The organism is Rufibacter tibetensis (assembly GCF_001310085.1).
GTDB classification, from domain to species: Bacteria; Bacteroidota; Bacteroidia; order Cytophagales; family Hymenobacteraceae; genus Nibribacter; species Nibribacter tibetensis.
In genome coordinates, this window is record NZ_CP012643.1 from 3,511,045 (window position 1) to 3,525,972 (window position 14,928).

General features: G+C 48.3%; 14 protein-coding genes. 7 read left to right on the top strand and 7 right to left on the bottom strand.

Annotated features, from left to right (window positions below; genetic code table 11):
• Positions 1–233 precede the first annotated feature (233 nt).
• From DC20_RS14320 to DC20_RS14330, 3 genes are all read left to right on the top strand, one after another.
• Complete coding sequence (locus DC20_RS14320; RefSeq protein ID WP_062544459.1) at positions 234–590, top strand: DUF805 domain-containing protein; 357 nt, start codon at positions 234–236, stop codon at positions 588–590.
• A gap of 413 nt (positions 591–1,003) precedes the next feature.
• The gene (locus DC20_RS14325) at positions 1,004–1,540 is read left to right on the top strand and encodes a gluconate 2-dehydrogenase subunit 3 family protein (protein WP_062544460.1); all 537 of its coding nucleotides are present in this window, start codon (positions 1,004–1,006) and stop codon (positions 1,538–1,540) included.
• 2 nt (positions 1,541–1,542) lie between these two features.
• Positions 1,543–3,258 (top strand): GMC oxidoreductase, encoded by a 1,716-nt coding sequence (locus DC20_RS14330; RefSeq protein WP_062544461.1) that lies wholly within the window; start codon positions 1,543–1,545, stop codon positions 3,256–3,258.
• Positions 3,259–3,664: 406 nt separating this feature from the next.
• On the opposite strand, the gene DC20_RS14335 is transcribed toward DC20_RS14330, so the two are convergent.
• The 3 genes from DC20_RS14335 to DC20_RS14345 form a co-directional block, all read right to left on the bottom strand.
• Complete coding sequence (locus DC20_RS14335; RefSeq protein WP_062544462.1) at positions 3,665–4,153, bottom strand: hypothetical protein; 489 nt, start codon at positions 4,151–4,153, stop codon at positions 3,665–3,667.
• A 228-nt stretch (positions 4,154–4,381) separates the two neighbouring features.
• Entirely contained in the window at positions 4,382–5,605 is a 1,224-nt protein-coding gene (gene tyrS / locus DC20_RS14340) for a tyrosine--tRNA ligase (protein ID WP_062544463.1), read from the bottom strand.
• Between the two features lie 422 nt (positions 5,606–6,027).
• Complete coding sequence (locus DC20_RS14345; RefSeq protein WP_062544464.1) at positions 6,028–6,279, bottom strand: CBU_0592 family membrane protein; 252 nt, start codon at positions 6,277–6,279, stop codon at positions 6,028–6,030.
• 253 nt (positions 6,280–6,532) lie between these two features.
• Between DC20_RS14345 and DC20_RS14350 the strand changes: the two genes are divergently transcribed.
• A complete protein-coding gene (locus DC20_RS14350; protein WP_245652214.1) occupies positions 6,533–7,279 on the top strand; it encodes a LysR family substrate-binding domain-containing protein in 747 nt (248 codons plus the stop codon).
• A gap of 169 nt (positions 7,280–7,448) precedes the next feature.
• Here DC20_RS14350 and DC20_RS14355 read toward each other — a convergent pair whose 3' ends face one another.
• The gene (locus DC20_RS14355) at positions 7,449–7,838 is read right to left on the bottom strand and encodes a YybH family protein (protein ID WP_062544465.1); all 390 of its coding nucleotides are present in this window, start codon (positions 7,836–7,838) and stop codon (positions 7,449–7,451) included.
• Positions 7,839–8,345: 507 nt separating this feature from the next.
• A complete protein-coding gene (locus DC20_RS14360; RefSeq protein WP_062544466.1) occupies positions 8,346–9,203 on the bottom strand; it encodes an SDR family oxidoreductase in 858 nt (285 codons plus the stop codon).
• Between the two features lie 545 nt (positions 9,204–9,748).
• Between DC20_RS14360 and DC20_RS14365 the strand changes: the two genes are divergently transcribed.
• Genes DC20_RS14365 through DC20_RS14375 form a run of 3 tightly spaced genes read left to right on the top strand, consistent with a single transcriptional unit; the run spans position 9,749 to position 13,461 of the window.
• Positions 9,749–10,897: a hypothetical protein gene (locus tag DC20_RS14365; RefSeq protein ID WP_062544467.1), complete on the top strand. Its 1,149-nt coding sequence runs from the start codon at positions 9,749–9,751 to the stop codon at positions 10,895–10,897.
• A gap of 18 nt (positions 10,898–10,915) precedes the next feature.
• Positions 10,916–12,580 (top strand): BCCT family transporter, encoded by a 1,665-nt coding sequence (locus DC20_RS14370; RefSeq protein WP_062544468.1) that lies wholly within the window; start codon positions 10,916–10,918, stop codon positions 12,578–12,580.
• Positions 12,577–13,461, top strand: coding sequence for a universal stress protein (locus tag DC20_RS14375; protein ID WP_062544469.1), 885 nt, complete (start codon positions 12,577–12,579; stop codon positions 13,459–13,461). The genes DC20_RS14370 and DC20_RS14375 overlap by 4 nt, the downstream gene beginning before the upstream one ends.
• 47 nt (positions 13,462–13,508) lie before the next feature.
• On the opposite strand, the gene DC20_RS14380 is transcribed toward DC20_RS14375, so the two are convergent.
• Both DC20_RS14380 and DC20_RS14385 read right to left on the bottom strand, forming a co-directional pair.
• Positions 13,509–14,120 (bottom strand): MarC family protein, encoded by a 612-nt coding sequence (locus DC20_RS14380; protein WP_071885470.1) that lies wholly within the window; start codon positions 14,118–14,120, stop codon positions 13,509–13,511.
• Between the two features lie 126 nt (positions 14,121–14,246).
• The gene (locus DC20_RS14385; protein WP_062544470.1) at positions 14,247–14,927 is read right to left on the bottom strand and encodes a site-2 protease family protein; all 681 of its coding nucleotides are present in this window, start codon (positions 14,925–14,927) and stop codon (positions 14,247–14,249) included.
• Position 14,928: the final 1 nt, after the last annotated feature.

A 14,928-nucleotide genomic window follows, 5' to 3' on the forward strand; every position in this document is an offset into this window, starting at 1 on the left:
AAGATAAGAGGTTCAAGATAGTCTGCCAATAATGAGCAATGAGGTCTCTGTCCTATATAAGTACCGTGGAGAGGAACCTGAGGAGGCCAATTACTATAATTAGCTGAAATAGAATTTAGCTTATGTTTTTTTGTAAAAGCAGGTAGATTTGGTATAGTTAGTTTGTATTTATATAGAAAACTATATCTTTAGAAAATCTAACTGACCAAACCACCTAACTAACCCTTTTCAACATGTTTAAAGCTCCATTTTCCTTTAAAGGAAGAATCAGAAGATTAGAGTATGGCCTCAGCTGGCTAATTTACATTCCTTTTGCCATCATACTTAATGTATTGGCTGCATCATCAGACATAACCACTATTCTGATTATGTTTGTATTGTATATTCCCTTGGTGTGGTTCGTTTGGGCCCAAGGTGCAAAAAGATGCCATGACAAGGGTCGGTCAGGATGGTTTCAAATTATCCCTTTCTATTGTTTAGTCTTGCTTTTCAGCGATGGCGAACCTTACGAAAACGACTACGGAGCGAACCCCAAGGGGAAAGAAGAACAAGCGGCAGACTTCTTCAATCAAGAACCTGTTATGGAGTAAAATCTACTATTTTTTCTTAACGCATTTCAGGCCTGTTTTGTAGAAAGCAGGCCTGAAATGTTTATAAACCATGCCTTTCTGAAAATACTAGAAACAATCTCCAGTACTCCATGAAAGACAAAAAGCTGAGAAAGTAGCCGCAGGAGAAATCAACTCAACAAGGGCCTAAGTAAAAGGACAGTTTGCCTGCATAGTGATTTCAGGAGTGTGGGTGAAAACAGCTGGATATTTCTTGATTAGTGATACTTTTTTAACCTCTTTTTCTGAAAACCCTTACAAAAAGTATCGGAGTCTGGAAAAATAACTATTGAAATCAGAAATATTCTTCAGATTAACATTCTATCAGGTAAATTGATGGATTAAAATAATTCTTTTAAGAAAGAAGCTCTGAAAGGCTGGTTAAAAAGAAATCTATGAACAGGCGTACTGCGGTCAAAGGGTTGCTGGTTTTTACGGGAGGGCTGGTGCTGCTTCCGTCCTGCCTCACCAGGGAAGGAAAGGCATTCATCCCACTAAAACACTTGGAGGTGTCCGCGGAGGAGGAAAAGATGCTGGGCGAGATAGTGGAAACCCTCATCCCAACCACTGACACGGCCGGAGCCAAGCAGTTGGGTCTGCACAAGTTTACCTTGAAAATGGTTGACGACCTCCACAGCCCCGAAGACCAGAAAACCTTTATGGACGGCATGGAAGCTTTCCAGAAAATGACCAAGAAGCAGACGGGCAACTCGTTTGTGGAATGCAGTCCTCAGGAGCGCCAGGAACTGATTGCCGCAATTAACAGCGGAAAAGCCTCCAAAGAAGTAATAGATTTCTACCAGATTCTGAAAAAGCATACCGTCACTGGTTACCTCAACTCAGAGCTGGTCATGACCAAGTTGCGCATTTATGAACTGGTACCCAGCCGGTACATCGCCTATTATCCGGTGAAAGCTTCAACCAAGAACTAAGTATGGCTTATATAAACGTAGACAGTGTAAAGCAGCGCACCTTTGATGCCATCGTGATAGGGTCAGGGATGAGCGGCGGATGGGCAGCCAAGGAGTTCACCGGGAGAGGTCTGAAAACCCTGGTGCTGGAGCGCGGCCGCGATGTAAAGCACATCAAGGATTACCCTACCACCAACATGATGCCCTATGAGTTTGAGCACCGAAACGAACTCACCTACGAGATCAAGCAAAAAGAACCAGTAATCAGCCGGTGCTATGCGTTCCGCGAAGATGCCATGCACTTCTTCGTGCGGGATTCTGAGCAGCCGTACGTGCAGGAAAAACCCTTTGACTGGATCAGGGGCCAACAGGTAGGCGGAAAGTCACTGCTTTGGGCGCGGCAAACACAACGCTGGAGCGACCTGGATTTTGAAGGGCCCGCCCGAGACGGCTTTGCCGTAGACTGGCCCATCCGGTACAAAGACCTGGCACCCTGGTACAGCTACGTAGAGAAATTTGCCGGTATCTCCGGCAATAACGATGGTCTAGAGGAACTGCCCGATGGCGAGTTTTTGCCTCCTTTTCCGCTGAACAGCGTGGAAGACCATTTCAAGAAACAACTCAAAGCCCAATACGGAAACCGTCACGTGATCAGTGCCCGGTGCGCGCACCTTTCCAAGCCCAACCAAATTCACTTGGACCAGGGACGGGCGCAGTGCCAGAACCGGATCCTGTGCCAACGCGGTTGTCCGTTTGGTGGATATTTCAGCAGCAACGCATCCACGCTTCCGTGGGCCGAGCGCACCGGGAATCTGACCTTGGTGCCGCATGCTGTGGTGCGGGAGGTAATCTATGACGAGAAAGCTGGCAAAGCCACCGGCGTGCGCGTCATCAACAGCCAAACCAAAGAAGAAACCGAGTATTACGCGCCGGTGATTTTCGTAAACGCCTCGGCCTTCAGCACAAACCAGATTCTACTGAACTCCACCTCGTCGCGCTTCCCGAATGGGCTGGGCAACGATAATGGGTTGTTGGGCAAATACGTAGCGTTCCATAACTACCGAGCCAGAATCACTGCGGAGTACGAGGGCATGCAAGAATACGCCACCGATGGCCGTAACCCCGCAGGTGGCGGCTACATCCCACGCTTCCGGAACCTGCATAAACAGGAAACGGACTTCCTGCGGGGCTACGCGGCAGGGTTCCGGGCCAACCGGAGCATGCAGGAAGATACCACTGGTTTTGGGGCAGAATTGAAAAAACAGCTTCTAAACCCCACGTGGGGCACCTGGAAAGTGGGTTCGCACATGATGGGCGAAACCATTCCTAAAGAAGAAAGCCGCATTAGCTTGAGCAAAGAACAGAAAGACGCCTGGGGCATTCCGCTGCTGAACATTGCCATTGACTATGACGAGAACGATAACAAAATGGTGGCCGATTATCATGCGCAGATGGAGGAGATGTTCACTAAGGCTGGTTTCACCAACATCCAGAAAACCGATTCAAAACAAGCCCCTGGCCTAGACATTCATGAAATGGGCGGTGTACGCATGGGCCATGATCCTAAGACATCCTTGCTGAACAAGTACAACCAACTGCACGCCTGCCCTAATGTGTACGTGACAGACGGCGCCTGCATGACGTCTACCTCCACCCAAAACCCTTCTCTAACCTACATGGCTTTGACGGCTAGGGCTGTTGATCACGCCGTGAGTGAACTGAAGAAGCGAAACATTTAGAAGAGGATGTTTGAAAGCCCAGGCCTGTTTAAGAACTGCTTTCTAGAAAACAGTTCTTAAACAGGCCTGGGCTTTATGTATGGCTAGAGGTTGAAGGTAAGTTTCCTATCTAACAACTAATAACCATATATTTCAATGCTGTGCGGTAATAGCGTTTCAAAGAAGGGATTCTCTCCTTGAGGGGAGATAAAGAGGGGTGTTTACACAGGAGATGCAATCATTGCTGATTTCAGTTATTCCTAAAACAGTTAGTGTCGCCCCTGCAAAGCATAAATGATTTCGAGCACATGTAAACACCCCTCTACGCTCCCCTCAAGGGGAGAATCTGCTTTAAATAGATGTGGATGGGGTTAAAGAAAAGTACTTGCTACTAAAATCAAATATAAATTTTGGAGTTTACATGACCCTAAAAAGCCATTTCAACGCGCAGTACAGAGTTGTACTTAAAGCGTCTGCAGGCGGCGTATAGCTTTTCATTCTCACCCAGTAAGTTGTAGATTTTAGCGTCTTCAAAGCCGGGACGCCAGAAGGAGCCGCCTGCTGGGAGGTAAGGGTTGCTTACAGAAGTAATATCTTTTGATTCATTCACCTGGAGTAGTCCCCAGTTTGCAGGTACTTCCTCCTCCAGGATTACTCCGGCTGGGGCATATAGAAAGCGGTACTGGCCTAAATCCATACCGGGTATGTCATGGAATTGTGTTTGCTTGTCCTCCAGAAAGTCGGGGCGGGAGAGGTAGGGTTTTAGGGTGATGCTTCTGCCAAAAGAACCTATTCCAATAAGATAAGGGGCCTGTTCTTTTTCTTCATTTCCAGGGGTCACCCTAAAAGCGGTGACGCAGCCGCCCTCCTTTACAAGCCACTTACAGGCAGGTGCAATAATATCTTCGTGCGTCATCTCACTCTAGTCTCCATGGTACTAGCCTGCAAAGAAAGCAAGTAACCGGGGATTCTTCGCAGAATTTTTTCTGGTGTAGATGGTATCCCAGGTGAAAGCGGTTCCTGGTACGGCCTAATCTTCCTTTCAAATTCATCACCAGCTTAGGTGTAGGTTGTAGGAATGGGCGCTTAGGAGCATTTTCTTTAAATGAACCCCTAGGCGCCCATTCCTACATGATATAGGTAGCTACGGTACTATTTCAAAATAGCCGCGCTTGCCAATTCTCACCTTCACCGGACTTTTGCCTAACTCCACTGAGTCCTGGGCATCTGTAACTTTAGTGCCATTTACGGTGACGCTTCCGGCTTCAATAAGCTTTTTGAGGTTAGACCGGCTTTCCCCGGCTTTCAATTCCTTGCATAGGTCCAACACCCGTAGAGTACCCGTTTGGTCAAGACTTAGCGAGCTGAGGGAAACGCTGGTGAACTCCTTTTCCTCAAACCGCTTGTTTTGAAACTGGTTCTGGAAAAACTCCTGGGCTTGTTCTGCAGCCTCAGTTGAATGGTATTGTTGAACTACGTTCAATCCAATCCTCTTTTTGAGAACCATCGGGTTATCGCCTTGCTCCAGTTGCTGAAGCAGTTGCTGCTTTTCTTCCGGGGTGAAATCCGTGACCAAGTGCAGGTACTCCGCCAAAAGGGCATCTGGAATGGACATGATCTTCCCGAACATCTCGTTAGGTGCATCGGTAAGGCCTACAATGTTTCCTTCAGACTTACTCATCTTCGCTGACCCGTCAATGCCTTTTAGCAGCGGCATACAAAGTACTGCCTGGCCATGCTGTCCCTGTCCTTCCTGCAGCTGACGGCCCATGGAACAGTTGAACAACTGATCGGTGCCACCCATTTCAATATCGGCGTGAATCATGACAGAATCATGCCCTTGCAGAAGCGGGTACACCAACTCGTGCAGGGAAATAGGCAGGCTACCTGAGAAACGGTTGTTAAAATCAGTGCGCTGCATGATTTGGGCCAGGGTCACCTGCGAGAGGAGCTTGATGGTTTCGGTCATGTCCATGCTGCCCAGCCACTCAGAGTTGTAGCGGATCTCGCACTTGCTGACGTCCAGAATCTTGGACAACTGGTTCACGTAGGTCTGGGCGTTGAGTTGAACCTGATCGGCATTCAAGGGCGGGCGCGATTTGTTTTTGCCGGTAGGGTCACCAATGCGGGCTGTGAAATCCCCGATGATGATGACAATGGTGTGCCCAAAATCCTGGAACTGGCGCAATTTCTTCAACACCACCGCGTGCCCCAGGTGCAGGTCTGGTGCGGTAGGGTCAAAGCCTAGTTTGATAATGAGGGTACGGTTTTCTTTTTCGGCGAGCTGTAGCTTTTCTTCCAGCGCATTATCTGGGAGGAAGATCTCTACGTTTGCTTTCAGTACATTCAATTGTTCTGCTGCTTTCATGCTTAATGATTGATTAATTGAAGAGTTGGATTTGCTTTGAAAAAGCACAGGCAGGACCGGGCAGAAAACAAAGAAGCCCAGGTCCGTGAACCAGGGCTTCTGTATGATGGGTTTATTTTGTACCGATCAACTATAGCAATCCCAGGCTACGGCCATTGGGTAATAGGTAGAGTAGGCTGAGTAAGGATAAAAGGATTGCTGATGAAGGGTCATCTGTTTTCTATAGAATGATGCAAAGGAAAGAACTCTTTTTTTAACCTCCAAATGGCTGCGTTTCAGAGGTGTTTTCAGGATTAAGGATTACAAAGAGTTGAACCATGTTTTAAGGAAAGAAATCCTGCAAAGAACCTCCACCTGTTTTAGGCCTTATTTTCTAGAAAGAGAGGTAAAACAGAAACATCTGTAATTGTTGAAAAAAGCGGTTAGGCTAAGAACACTTTGATCAAGGCTATGGCAGTTATTAAAAGCCAGATAGAATTCAACACCCAACTGGCGTACGCTTTCTTTGACACGCCGTAGAGAATCAGTAAAAAGCAGCCTATCACGTTCATCAGCAAATATTCCATAGATTGGCTGCTAATCACGTTGAGGCTGTTCAAACTGAACGCAGTAAGTGAAAAGAAGGCGCCCGCCCACCCAATGGCTTCTCGTAAATATTTCTGTAAGGACAACATGTGCTTGCTATTTTGCACAAAGTAAAGGCAAGTACCAGGCCTGAGAAATGCTACTATTGAGTTAACTAATGCATAAATCAAATCACGAGCGGTGGACTTACAGCAAATAAAGTATTTTTTGGCCCTTGCAGAGGAGTTGCATTTCTGGAATACCTCCGAAAAAATGTTCATTACGCAATCGGCGTAAAGCCGGCAAATCAAGGCGCTGGAAGAGGAGTTAGGCGTACAGCTATTTGAGCGGAGCAAGCGCAGCGTGAAACTCACCGAGGCCGGGGCTTTCCTGCGTGACCGCTGGCTTCCTTTAGTGGAGGAAATTAACCGCACGCACCGGCAGGCCCGCAAAATACACGAAGGCGCCTTCGGGTCTATCAGCATTGGGTACCCTGGCTCGGTGGCCTATACCTTTCTGCCCGAAGTGGTCTCAAAGATTGCTCAAACCTTGCCTGAGCTGAAAGTAGAACTGGTAGAACCCACTGACATCAGTTTTGAAGAATTGTTGCTGAACTTCCAGATGGATCTGGCCATCCGGCGCGACCCTGCCGAGAATCCTGCGCTGCTTTCTTTGTGCCTGTACTCAGAGCCGTTCGCATTGATTGTACCCCAGAACCATCCCTTAACCGAAGAGAACTTCACCGGACTTCAGGACGTGCGCGAGGAGAAGTTTATTTTGTCTGGGCTGCACCACAGAACCTTGTATGTGAAAAGCCTACGGCAGATGTTCAAAGACAATAATTTCACCCCCAACGTGTACATTGAGTCTGACTTCGGGGCCATGATCCTGGGTCTGGTAGGCCGCGGATTGGGAATATCAGTAATGCCTAGTTCTTATGCCTTTGGGGCACCACCTAATGTGCGGTTCATCCACCTCCCGCAGAAAGTGAACCTCTACGTGACCTGGCGGAAAGACGACACCAGCCCGGTGCTCAAGAACGTGCTGGAACTGGTGCAGCAAGTAGCACAGGAGTACAAAAACAGCACTGGCGGGAGCTTGCTGTTCTAAGAAAAGATTAAAGCTTGGTAGAAAATTAGAAAAGGAACCGTTTAAAGCAGTTTTTCAATAACCTAAATACAAAACAACAGGTCATAAAGTTAGAGCCCTCCACCAACAGAGATTATAAATAATCTCTGTTGGTGGAGGGCTCCTGAAATCAAACCAAAAGGTAGAGAGCTCATGCTTGAGAATCGCTGTTCCAGATGTCTTTCTGCATTTTCCAGGTGCTGTTTTCTCTTTTCCAGACAGCCATGTACTTGCCATGATCCAGCGATTGGCCATTTTCTGCTTTGAGCGTGTAGGTGCCCAGTTCTATGGCGGTAAGCTCCAGTTGTTCTACTTCTATTGTGTCCAGCACCATTTCGGTTACGCCCATTTCGCGGGCGTTTTGCCAATACTGACCAATGGCTTCTCTGCCTTTGAGGGTTTCACTTCCGGCAGGCAATAGCAGCGCGGTTTTCGTGTACAGCTCGGCGACGCTCCCAACATCACCCTGGTTAAAGGAAGAAACAAATTTTGAATTAAGGCTCTTGATTTCGTCGGTGATGTCAGTGCTGAGTGCTTCCATAAAGTAGAGAGTTGGGAAAAGGTGGGTTATAAAATATACGCCAAAACTTCAGGAGCCTTGCAGACGCTAGCAAATGTGCTGTCTGCGGTAACTCCCACCAGTGGAGCCCAAGGTAATTGTCTGAATCACCCTGTAAGAAAATACTTAAAATGGTAGTACGGGTAATTAGGAAACCGGTATGCAATCTTAGTTAGGGGCTAATCAAATAGAAGAGCTTTGGAATATGGTCCTGCTCTTTCCATACCACAGATATATGCTGTTTTTGAGAAAACAGCGCCAAAAGAAATTTTCTCGAGGGTGCTCCACTAACATAAAAGAACCCGACTGATTGGGGCTAGTCGGGTTCTTGGTTCTTTAGGCAGGTAATTCAAATGGGATAGTGGAATTGACCATAACTCACCAATATCATTTCACCATTGAGATTCTCCCCTTGAGGAGAGAATCTAATTACGTAGATCCAGTTGGTGTTTTCACTTCTTTGAAGCAAATACCTTCCTTCACCTCCAATTAAGAAAGTCCCTTCAGAGCCTCCGCCACGGTGGTGGGCATGGGAGTAGTGGGGTGCCCGATGAGGGTAGAAAGTTGGCGGCTGTCATCAAACAGATCGTCCTGGGAGGCAGAAACGTCCCAGCCGGCGATGGCTTGGGCGAATCCTTCCGGTAAACCGAAGCTGGTGAGGGCGGCGGCGTACTCGGCTCCAGGCAAATTCTTGTACGGGATGTCTTTCCCGGTTTGGCGGGAAATTTCGGCGGCAAGATCGCTCAGGGTGTAGGCTTCATCTCCAGCTAGCTCGTACACTTTGCCTTCGTGACCTTCGCTGGTGAGAACCGCAACGGCAGCATCCGCGAAATCGGCGCGGGCTGCCGAAGAGATTTTACCATCACCGGCACTGCCAATGAACGCGCCACCAGCCAGGGCGCCTGGTATGGAGCCGGTGTAGTTCTCGGTGTACCAGCCGTTGCGCAGCAGGGTGTACGGAATGCCTGAGTTTTCCAGGGCGGCTTCTGTGGCGAGGTGTTCTTCGGCCAGGGAGAGAGTGGAGGTATCCGCGTGTAAAAGGCTGGTGTACACAATATATTTCACTCCGGCATTCTTGGCCGCATTAATTACCTCCTGGTGCTGCTTGGCTCGTTTTCCAATTTCGCTTCCTGAAATCAGGAGTAACGTATCTATGCCATGCAGGGCAGGACTCAACGTTTCATGCCGATCGTAATCTGCTTCGCGGGCTTCCACGCCCAGATCTGCCACTTTCTGCGGGGAACGAACCAACGCTACTAAATTCTCTGCAGCTACTTTGGTTTTCAGTTTCTCTACTACCAGGCGGCCTAACTGCCCTGTTGCTCCGGTAATGCCTATTTTTTTCATAGTGTTTATGATTTAAGGTGTTGTGTTATTCTGCTACTGGTTTCTTGTTCTACTCCCTTTTTACGAAGGTGTTTTAGGCCTGCGTTTTAAAAACAGGCGCTAAACCTTAATACGGTAAAAGGAGCAAGCCTACTAATACAAAGCTCGGGACATGTGCTTTATGACGGAACAAAGGTCTTGAGAAGGCGGGCCTGTGGAAAGGTAAGAATGGGAAGAAAGATGATACTTTTGCGCCTCCGCAGGATTACGCTAGCTTTAGACTTTCTCAGAAGTCAACTGTTGCGGTGTTGCCAGAACTACTTGATGAGTCTGACTTTGATGTGAATGCCGGAAGACTTACCGTAGTGTTTTAAAGAAAATTCAGAACAACATGCCCATGAATGCCTCCTCCGCTACTATCAACCAGAGTAAAAAAAGGAACGAGCAATGTCATAATTCCCACATTCTGTGTAACCTGAAAATGGGAGATAGTCAACTCAGACAACGTTTCCGTCTGAATAACGTCCCAAGTAGAGTATAAAACGTGTACTCTGGTGCTTTTGCCTATGGTAAGAATAGTTGTACTCTCTCTCTTTTTACTTGTTACTACCATCTGTGCGGCACAATACCCAGAGGAAAAACCCGAAGCAAAACCTTATTTGAAACTAGGGGGTGCTGTACGCTTTAACTATAATCTCTCCACCTGGAAGAAGGATCAGTTAGAGCGCGGCGGGGACTTTGGCTATGATGTTTTCCGCCTGAATGCTGAAGCAGAGTACAAGGGCATCAAACTGAACGCGGAGTTCCGGCACTACTCCCAAGGCTTTGGCGGTGCTTTTCTGAAACAAGGCTGGTTCCAGTATGATTTCTCGGACCAATCTCAAATACAGGTAGGGCTACAGCAGGTGCCTTTTGGCATACAGCAGTATAACTCCAACAACTGGTTTTTCAACATGACCTACTATGTAGGGTTTGAGGACGATCACGACATGGGTGTGAAGTACATCCATGACTCCGGAAGGTGGCAGTGGCAGGCGGCCTACTACAAAAGTGCTGAAGAGTTCGTGTTTGGCCTGGCAGAGCCTAGCCCCAACCGCTACTCGTATGACGTCACCGGGCGAAACAAAGAAAACAACCAGCTTGATTTTAAAGTGGTACGGCGCTTAGGCGATAGCTTGGCACATAAGCTAGGCGTTTCGCTGCAGGGCGGATTACTCTACAACATAGACACAGAACGTAACGGCACACGCTACGCGGGTGCCGTACATTATGAGCACCAGGCCGCGCACAGCCCCTGGAACATCAAGCTGCAGGCCATGCTTTACCGCATCAATCCAAAATATGCCCCAGGAGCCAATCTTGATTTTGTGGAAATGGGTGCCTACGGAGCCAATTACAACGTGGCTAACAGGGGAGAGATCTACACGGCAGGAGTTTCTTACCACATCCCAATTGATACCAAGCTGCTGCAGGGCATTGACGTATACAACAATTACGGCTACTACAACAAACGCGTAAGGGGTTATGAGAACGCCCACATGAACGTGTTAGGTGCCTTGTGGACGGCCGGGCCAATGTACATTTATACAGATGCTGCCTTCGGGTATAACCAGCCCTGGCTAGGCCCTGAATGGGAGAATGCCCTTGCCGAAGGAACGCCGGGTAACACGAACTGGCACATGCGCTTCAACATCAACATGGGATATTATTTCTGATTCTTTAATACAGTATGAATGAGTAAAGTAGGAAGTAACACACACAAATCTTTGGGCCTAGAGGTAAACGGTCCTGTTTTCTGGTCCTCCATTGTTTTTCTGGTGGTAAGCGTAGGTTTGGTGCTTATTTTTCAGGAAAGTGCCGAGGCTATTTTCAGCAAGGTGCAGGGGGCTATCACGGCAAACATGGGGTGGCTTTTCATCATTAGCGTGAACCTCTTTGTGGCCTTCTGCCTGTATGTGGCCTTCAGCCGGTTTGGGTCAATACGGTTAGGCGGCAAGGACGCTAAACCAGAGTTTACTACCTCGGCGTGGTTTGCCATGCTCTTCAGCGCGGGTATGGGAATAGGCTTGCTTTTCTGGAGTATCGCTGAGCCCATTAACCATTTTCAAACACCACCGCTAGGGGAGGCCGGCACCCCTGCCGCCGCCCGACAAGCCATGAATTTCACCTTTCTGCATTGGGGGCTGCACGCCTGGGCTATCTATGCGTTGGTGGGGCTCGCGCTGGCTTACTTTACCTATAACCGGCAGCTGCCTCTTACGGTGCGCTCCGCCTTCTATCCTTTTTTAGGCGAGCGGATTCACGGTATTGTGGGCCACATCATTGATACGCTGGCGGTCATCGCGACGCTGTTTGGCCTGGCTACCTCGCTGGGTTTTGGGGTGCAGCAAATAGCGGCCGGCCTGAACCACGTTTTTCCGGCCATTGCAAATACCATCACTACGCAAATCATCTTGATTGTCGTCATCACGTGTATTGCCACGGTCTCTGTGGTAACTGGGGTAGACAAAGGGGTTCGTATCCTGAGCGAATGGAATATCCGGATTGCTTTGTTTGTATTGGTGGCCGTGGTCCTGCTGGGGCCCACGGTGTTTATCCTGGGTTCTTACGTTCAGAACACGGGTTCCTACATTGGCAACTTCATGCAGCTGTCGTTCTGGAATGAAGCGTACTCAAACACAAACTGGCAGGGTACCTGGACCGTTTTCTACTGGGCCTGGTGGATATCCTGGGCACCGTTTGTAGGGATCTTCATTGCCAGGGTATCTAAAGGAAGAACCATCAAGGAATTTGTATTGGGCGTGCTCATTGCCCCATCCCTTCTCTGTTTCTTATGGATGACAGCTTTTGGAAGTACGGCCCTGCGCGAAACTTTGGCCGGCAACACGGCTATTGCCGATGCGGTGGCGGCGGATATTTCTACGGCCCTGTTCGTATTCTTTGAACAACTGCCCTTCTCCACCTTTCTATCTGTGGTTGGCGTTCTGCTGGTAACAGGCTTTTTTGTGACCTCTTCAGACTCTGGGTCGTTGGTGGTGGTGAGCCTTACCTCCGGCGGTAATCCTAACCCGTCGGTAGGCTTACGGGTTTTCTGGGCGATGGCAGGTGGTGCCCTGGCCGCAGTACTTTTGCTTGGCGGCGGTTTACAGGCCTTGCAAACGGCCGTGATCATTACGGGGCTTCCTTTTGCCATTATCCTTTTGCTCATGTGCTACAGTTTGTACCGTGGCCTGAACGAGGAAGCCGCAGAAGAAACAAAACTGGGCAAAGCACAACAGCGCAAAGCCTACGAGCAACTGGTTGCCGAAATGCTGGCCAAACGCGCCCGGAAGCAGGAGACCCGGATTACCGAAACCAGAAAAGATACTCCCACCCCTCCAAACCCAGATGCCATATGATTGCAATTGATGCCCTAATGGTCTGCCTTGACCTGAGCGACATAGACATAAAACTGGTTGCTTTCGCCCGCTCTATTTGTGAGCGCCTAACGGTAAGGAAAGTATACTTTGTCCACAACATCAAAGTATATGAGCTTAGCGATGAATTTAAAGAGTGGTTTGGAGACGTGGACCTTTTGAGTGAAGTTGAAGGTAGTATACAGGATATTGTGGCCGAGCAGTTTGGTAACGTAACAGACCATGAAGTACTGGTGAGCGAAGAGCCGAACACGGAGGTGATACTTGCCAACCTGGTAAAACGCTATAGGGTGCAATTGACCATTCTAGGCAAGAAGATGAGCGACAAAAGCACCGGGGCTTTGGGCTCAAAACTGTTGCGCGTACTGCCGTGCAGTATGCTGGTTTTCCCTGAAACGGCCCGTCTTGACATCCAAAAAGTGCTGGTGCCTATAGACTTTTCAGATACTTCCGTGCACGCGCTAAGGCTAAGCAAAAATCTTTCTGATCAATCAAACCTTCAGCTGGAGATCATGCACGTGTACCGCCTTCCCCGCCAGTTTTTCCCGCTGATCTCAGAGGAAAAAGCCGTCAAGAAAGCGGTGGAGATCGTGAAAAAGAAGTTTGCCGACCTGCAGAAAAAACACCAGGAGATAGCCAATGTTCCTTACACCTTGGTTAGGGCCGCGAATAAAAGTATCGCAGAGCGCATCACCCTGCACCTGGAAAAAGGCGGCCATGACCTGCTGGTGCTTGGCCTGAAGGGCAATAACCCGCTGCCTTCCCTGAGCCTGGGCAGCGTGCCTACGGAGATGTACAACACCGATATCAAGGTGCCGCTTTGGCTGGTGTACTCCGGTGATGTGATTAAGCAGGCTACCTAAACCAAGTCGTGAAAGGAAATGCGTATTAGCAGAGAAACGAGGCTCTGTTACACCACGCCTGTTGAGACCAGATTGCTTATTCCTGTCACCACCATGTCAACTCCTATGGCTCCCAGAAAGAAGCCATTGATGCGCAGCAGGAGTTCCATGTTTTTATCAAAAGCGATTTGCAGCTTTGGCGAGCGCATGGCACTGCGTATGCTTTTCATGCCCATGACAATGACAAAGTTGATCAGCATAATGATGATTAGCGATAGTACGCCTTGCCATAGCACCAACTGCTCAGACATGAGTACTGTCAGCGAAATGGTACCTGCGCCCACCATAAAAGGAAGGGCAATTTCCGAGGCCAAATCATGGAGGTCTCCTTTTATCTGAATAAATCCTTTTTTGCCCTGCACAATTAAGATATAGGCAAAGGAGAAGAGCACAATGCCACCAAATATCCGGAATGACTCAAAGTTAATGCGGAACACTTCTTTGAACACGAGGTCGCCCAGCAGCAGGAAGCCAAGAAAGATGCCAAAGGAAATGCCGCTCGCTTTGATAAATACTGCTCTGAAATCGTCATCAGACAAATCGCTCATGATCGGTTTCAGGTACAGAAAGAGTGCAAAAGGATTAAGCATAACCAAAAATCCAACAATAGCTGCAATCATAGAAGTGGGATAGGTGTAGTCTCTTTATGTACGCATCACCTGATAAGCGGATATGTTGAAATTTCTTTTGAGCAGTATGGGATGGGCAATGTTGTTAATAATCAGCTTATAATACAGCCAACTAACCTATAAAGGCACTCTGGGATAGTTGCAGACCTCAATCTCTTCACCCGCCTTCGTTTGAAGCACACGGCTCGGGCGAGTGTTTTGTGCTAATTGGTGCGCTCGGGCAATAGCGGTATCCTCGTCTCTTGAAGTTTCTAGTACCTTTTTGCTGGAGTCAAGCACCTGCCAATGTCTCTTCTCCTCATTCCAGGTAATCCTGTAAATAGTATCGGCTATGTGCGGCTTATTTCTTATCAGATCCAGAATCACTTTACCATCACTGTAGGTGCCATCTGGGTAAGGCATAGGCAACAGCGCAAAGAAGATGTAATACATAGAGAAATAGGTAAACTGGTAGGTGAGCATACCCGCCACTACCGTGCCTGCCTCTACTAAGTACATTACCAGTATGGTTGTGATCGCGTTAAAAAGCACCCCTCCCGAAAAGATGAGGATGTTAGCGAAGCGGTGCGAGCGTTTGAGGTTATCAAAAGAGCAGAGGCCGTACCAGAAATAGTATTTGCGCACCTCCAGCATGCCCAAACGAAAAAGTACCTTTCCGGTGCCAACGGTAATCCTGATATTCTTACCACCCATGAGCCAGGCAAAAAAAACATGGCCTGCCTCGTGGATAAACGAAATTATCGGGAGCACCAGGAAAAATGCTAGCACAAATTTTGGTATATCCTGTAATCCAAACATG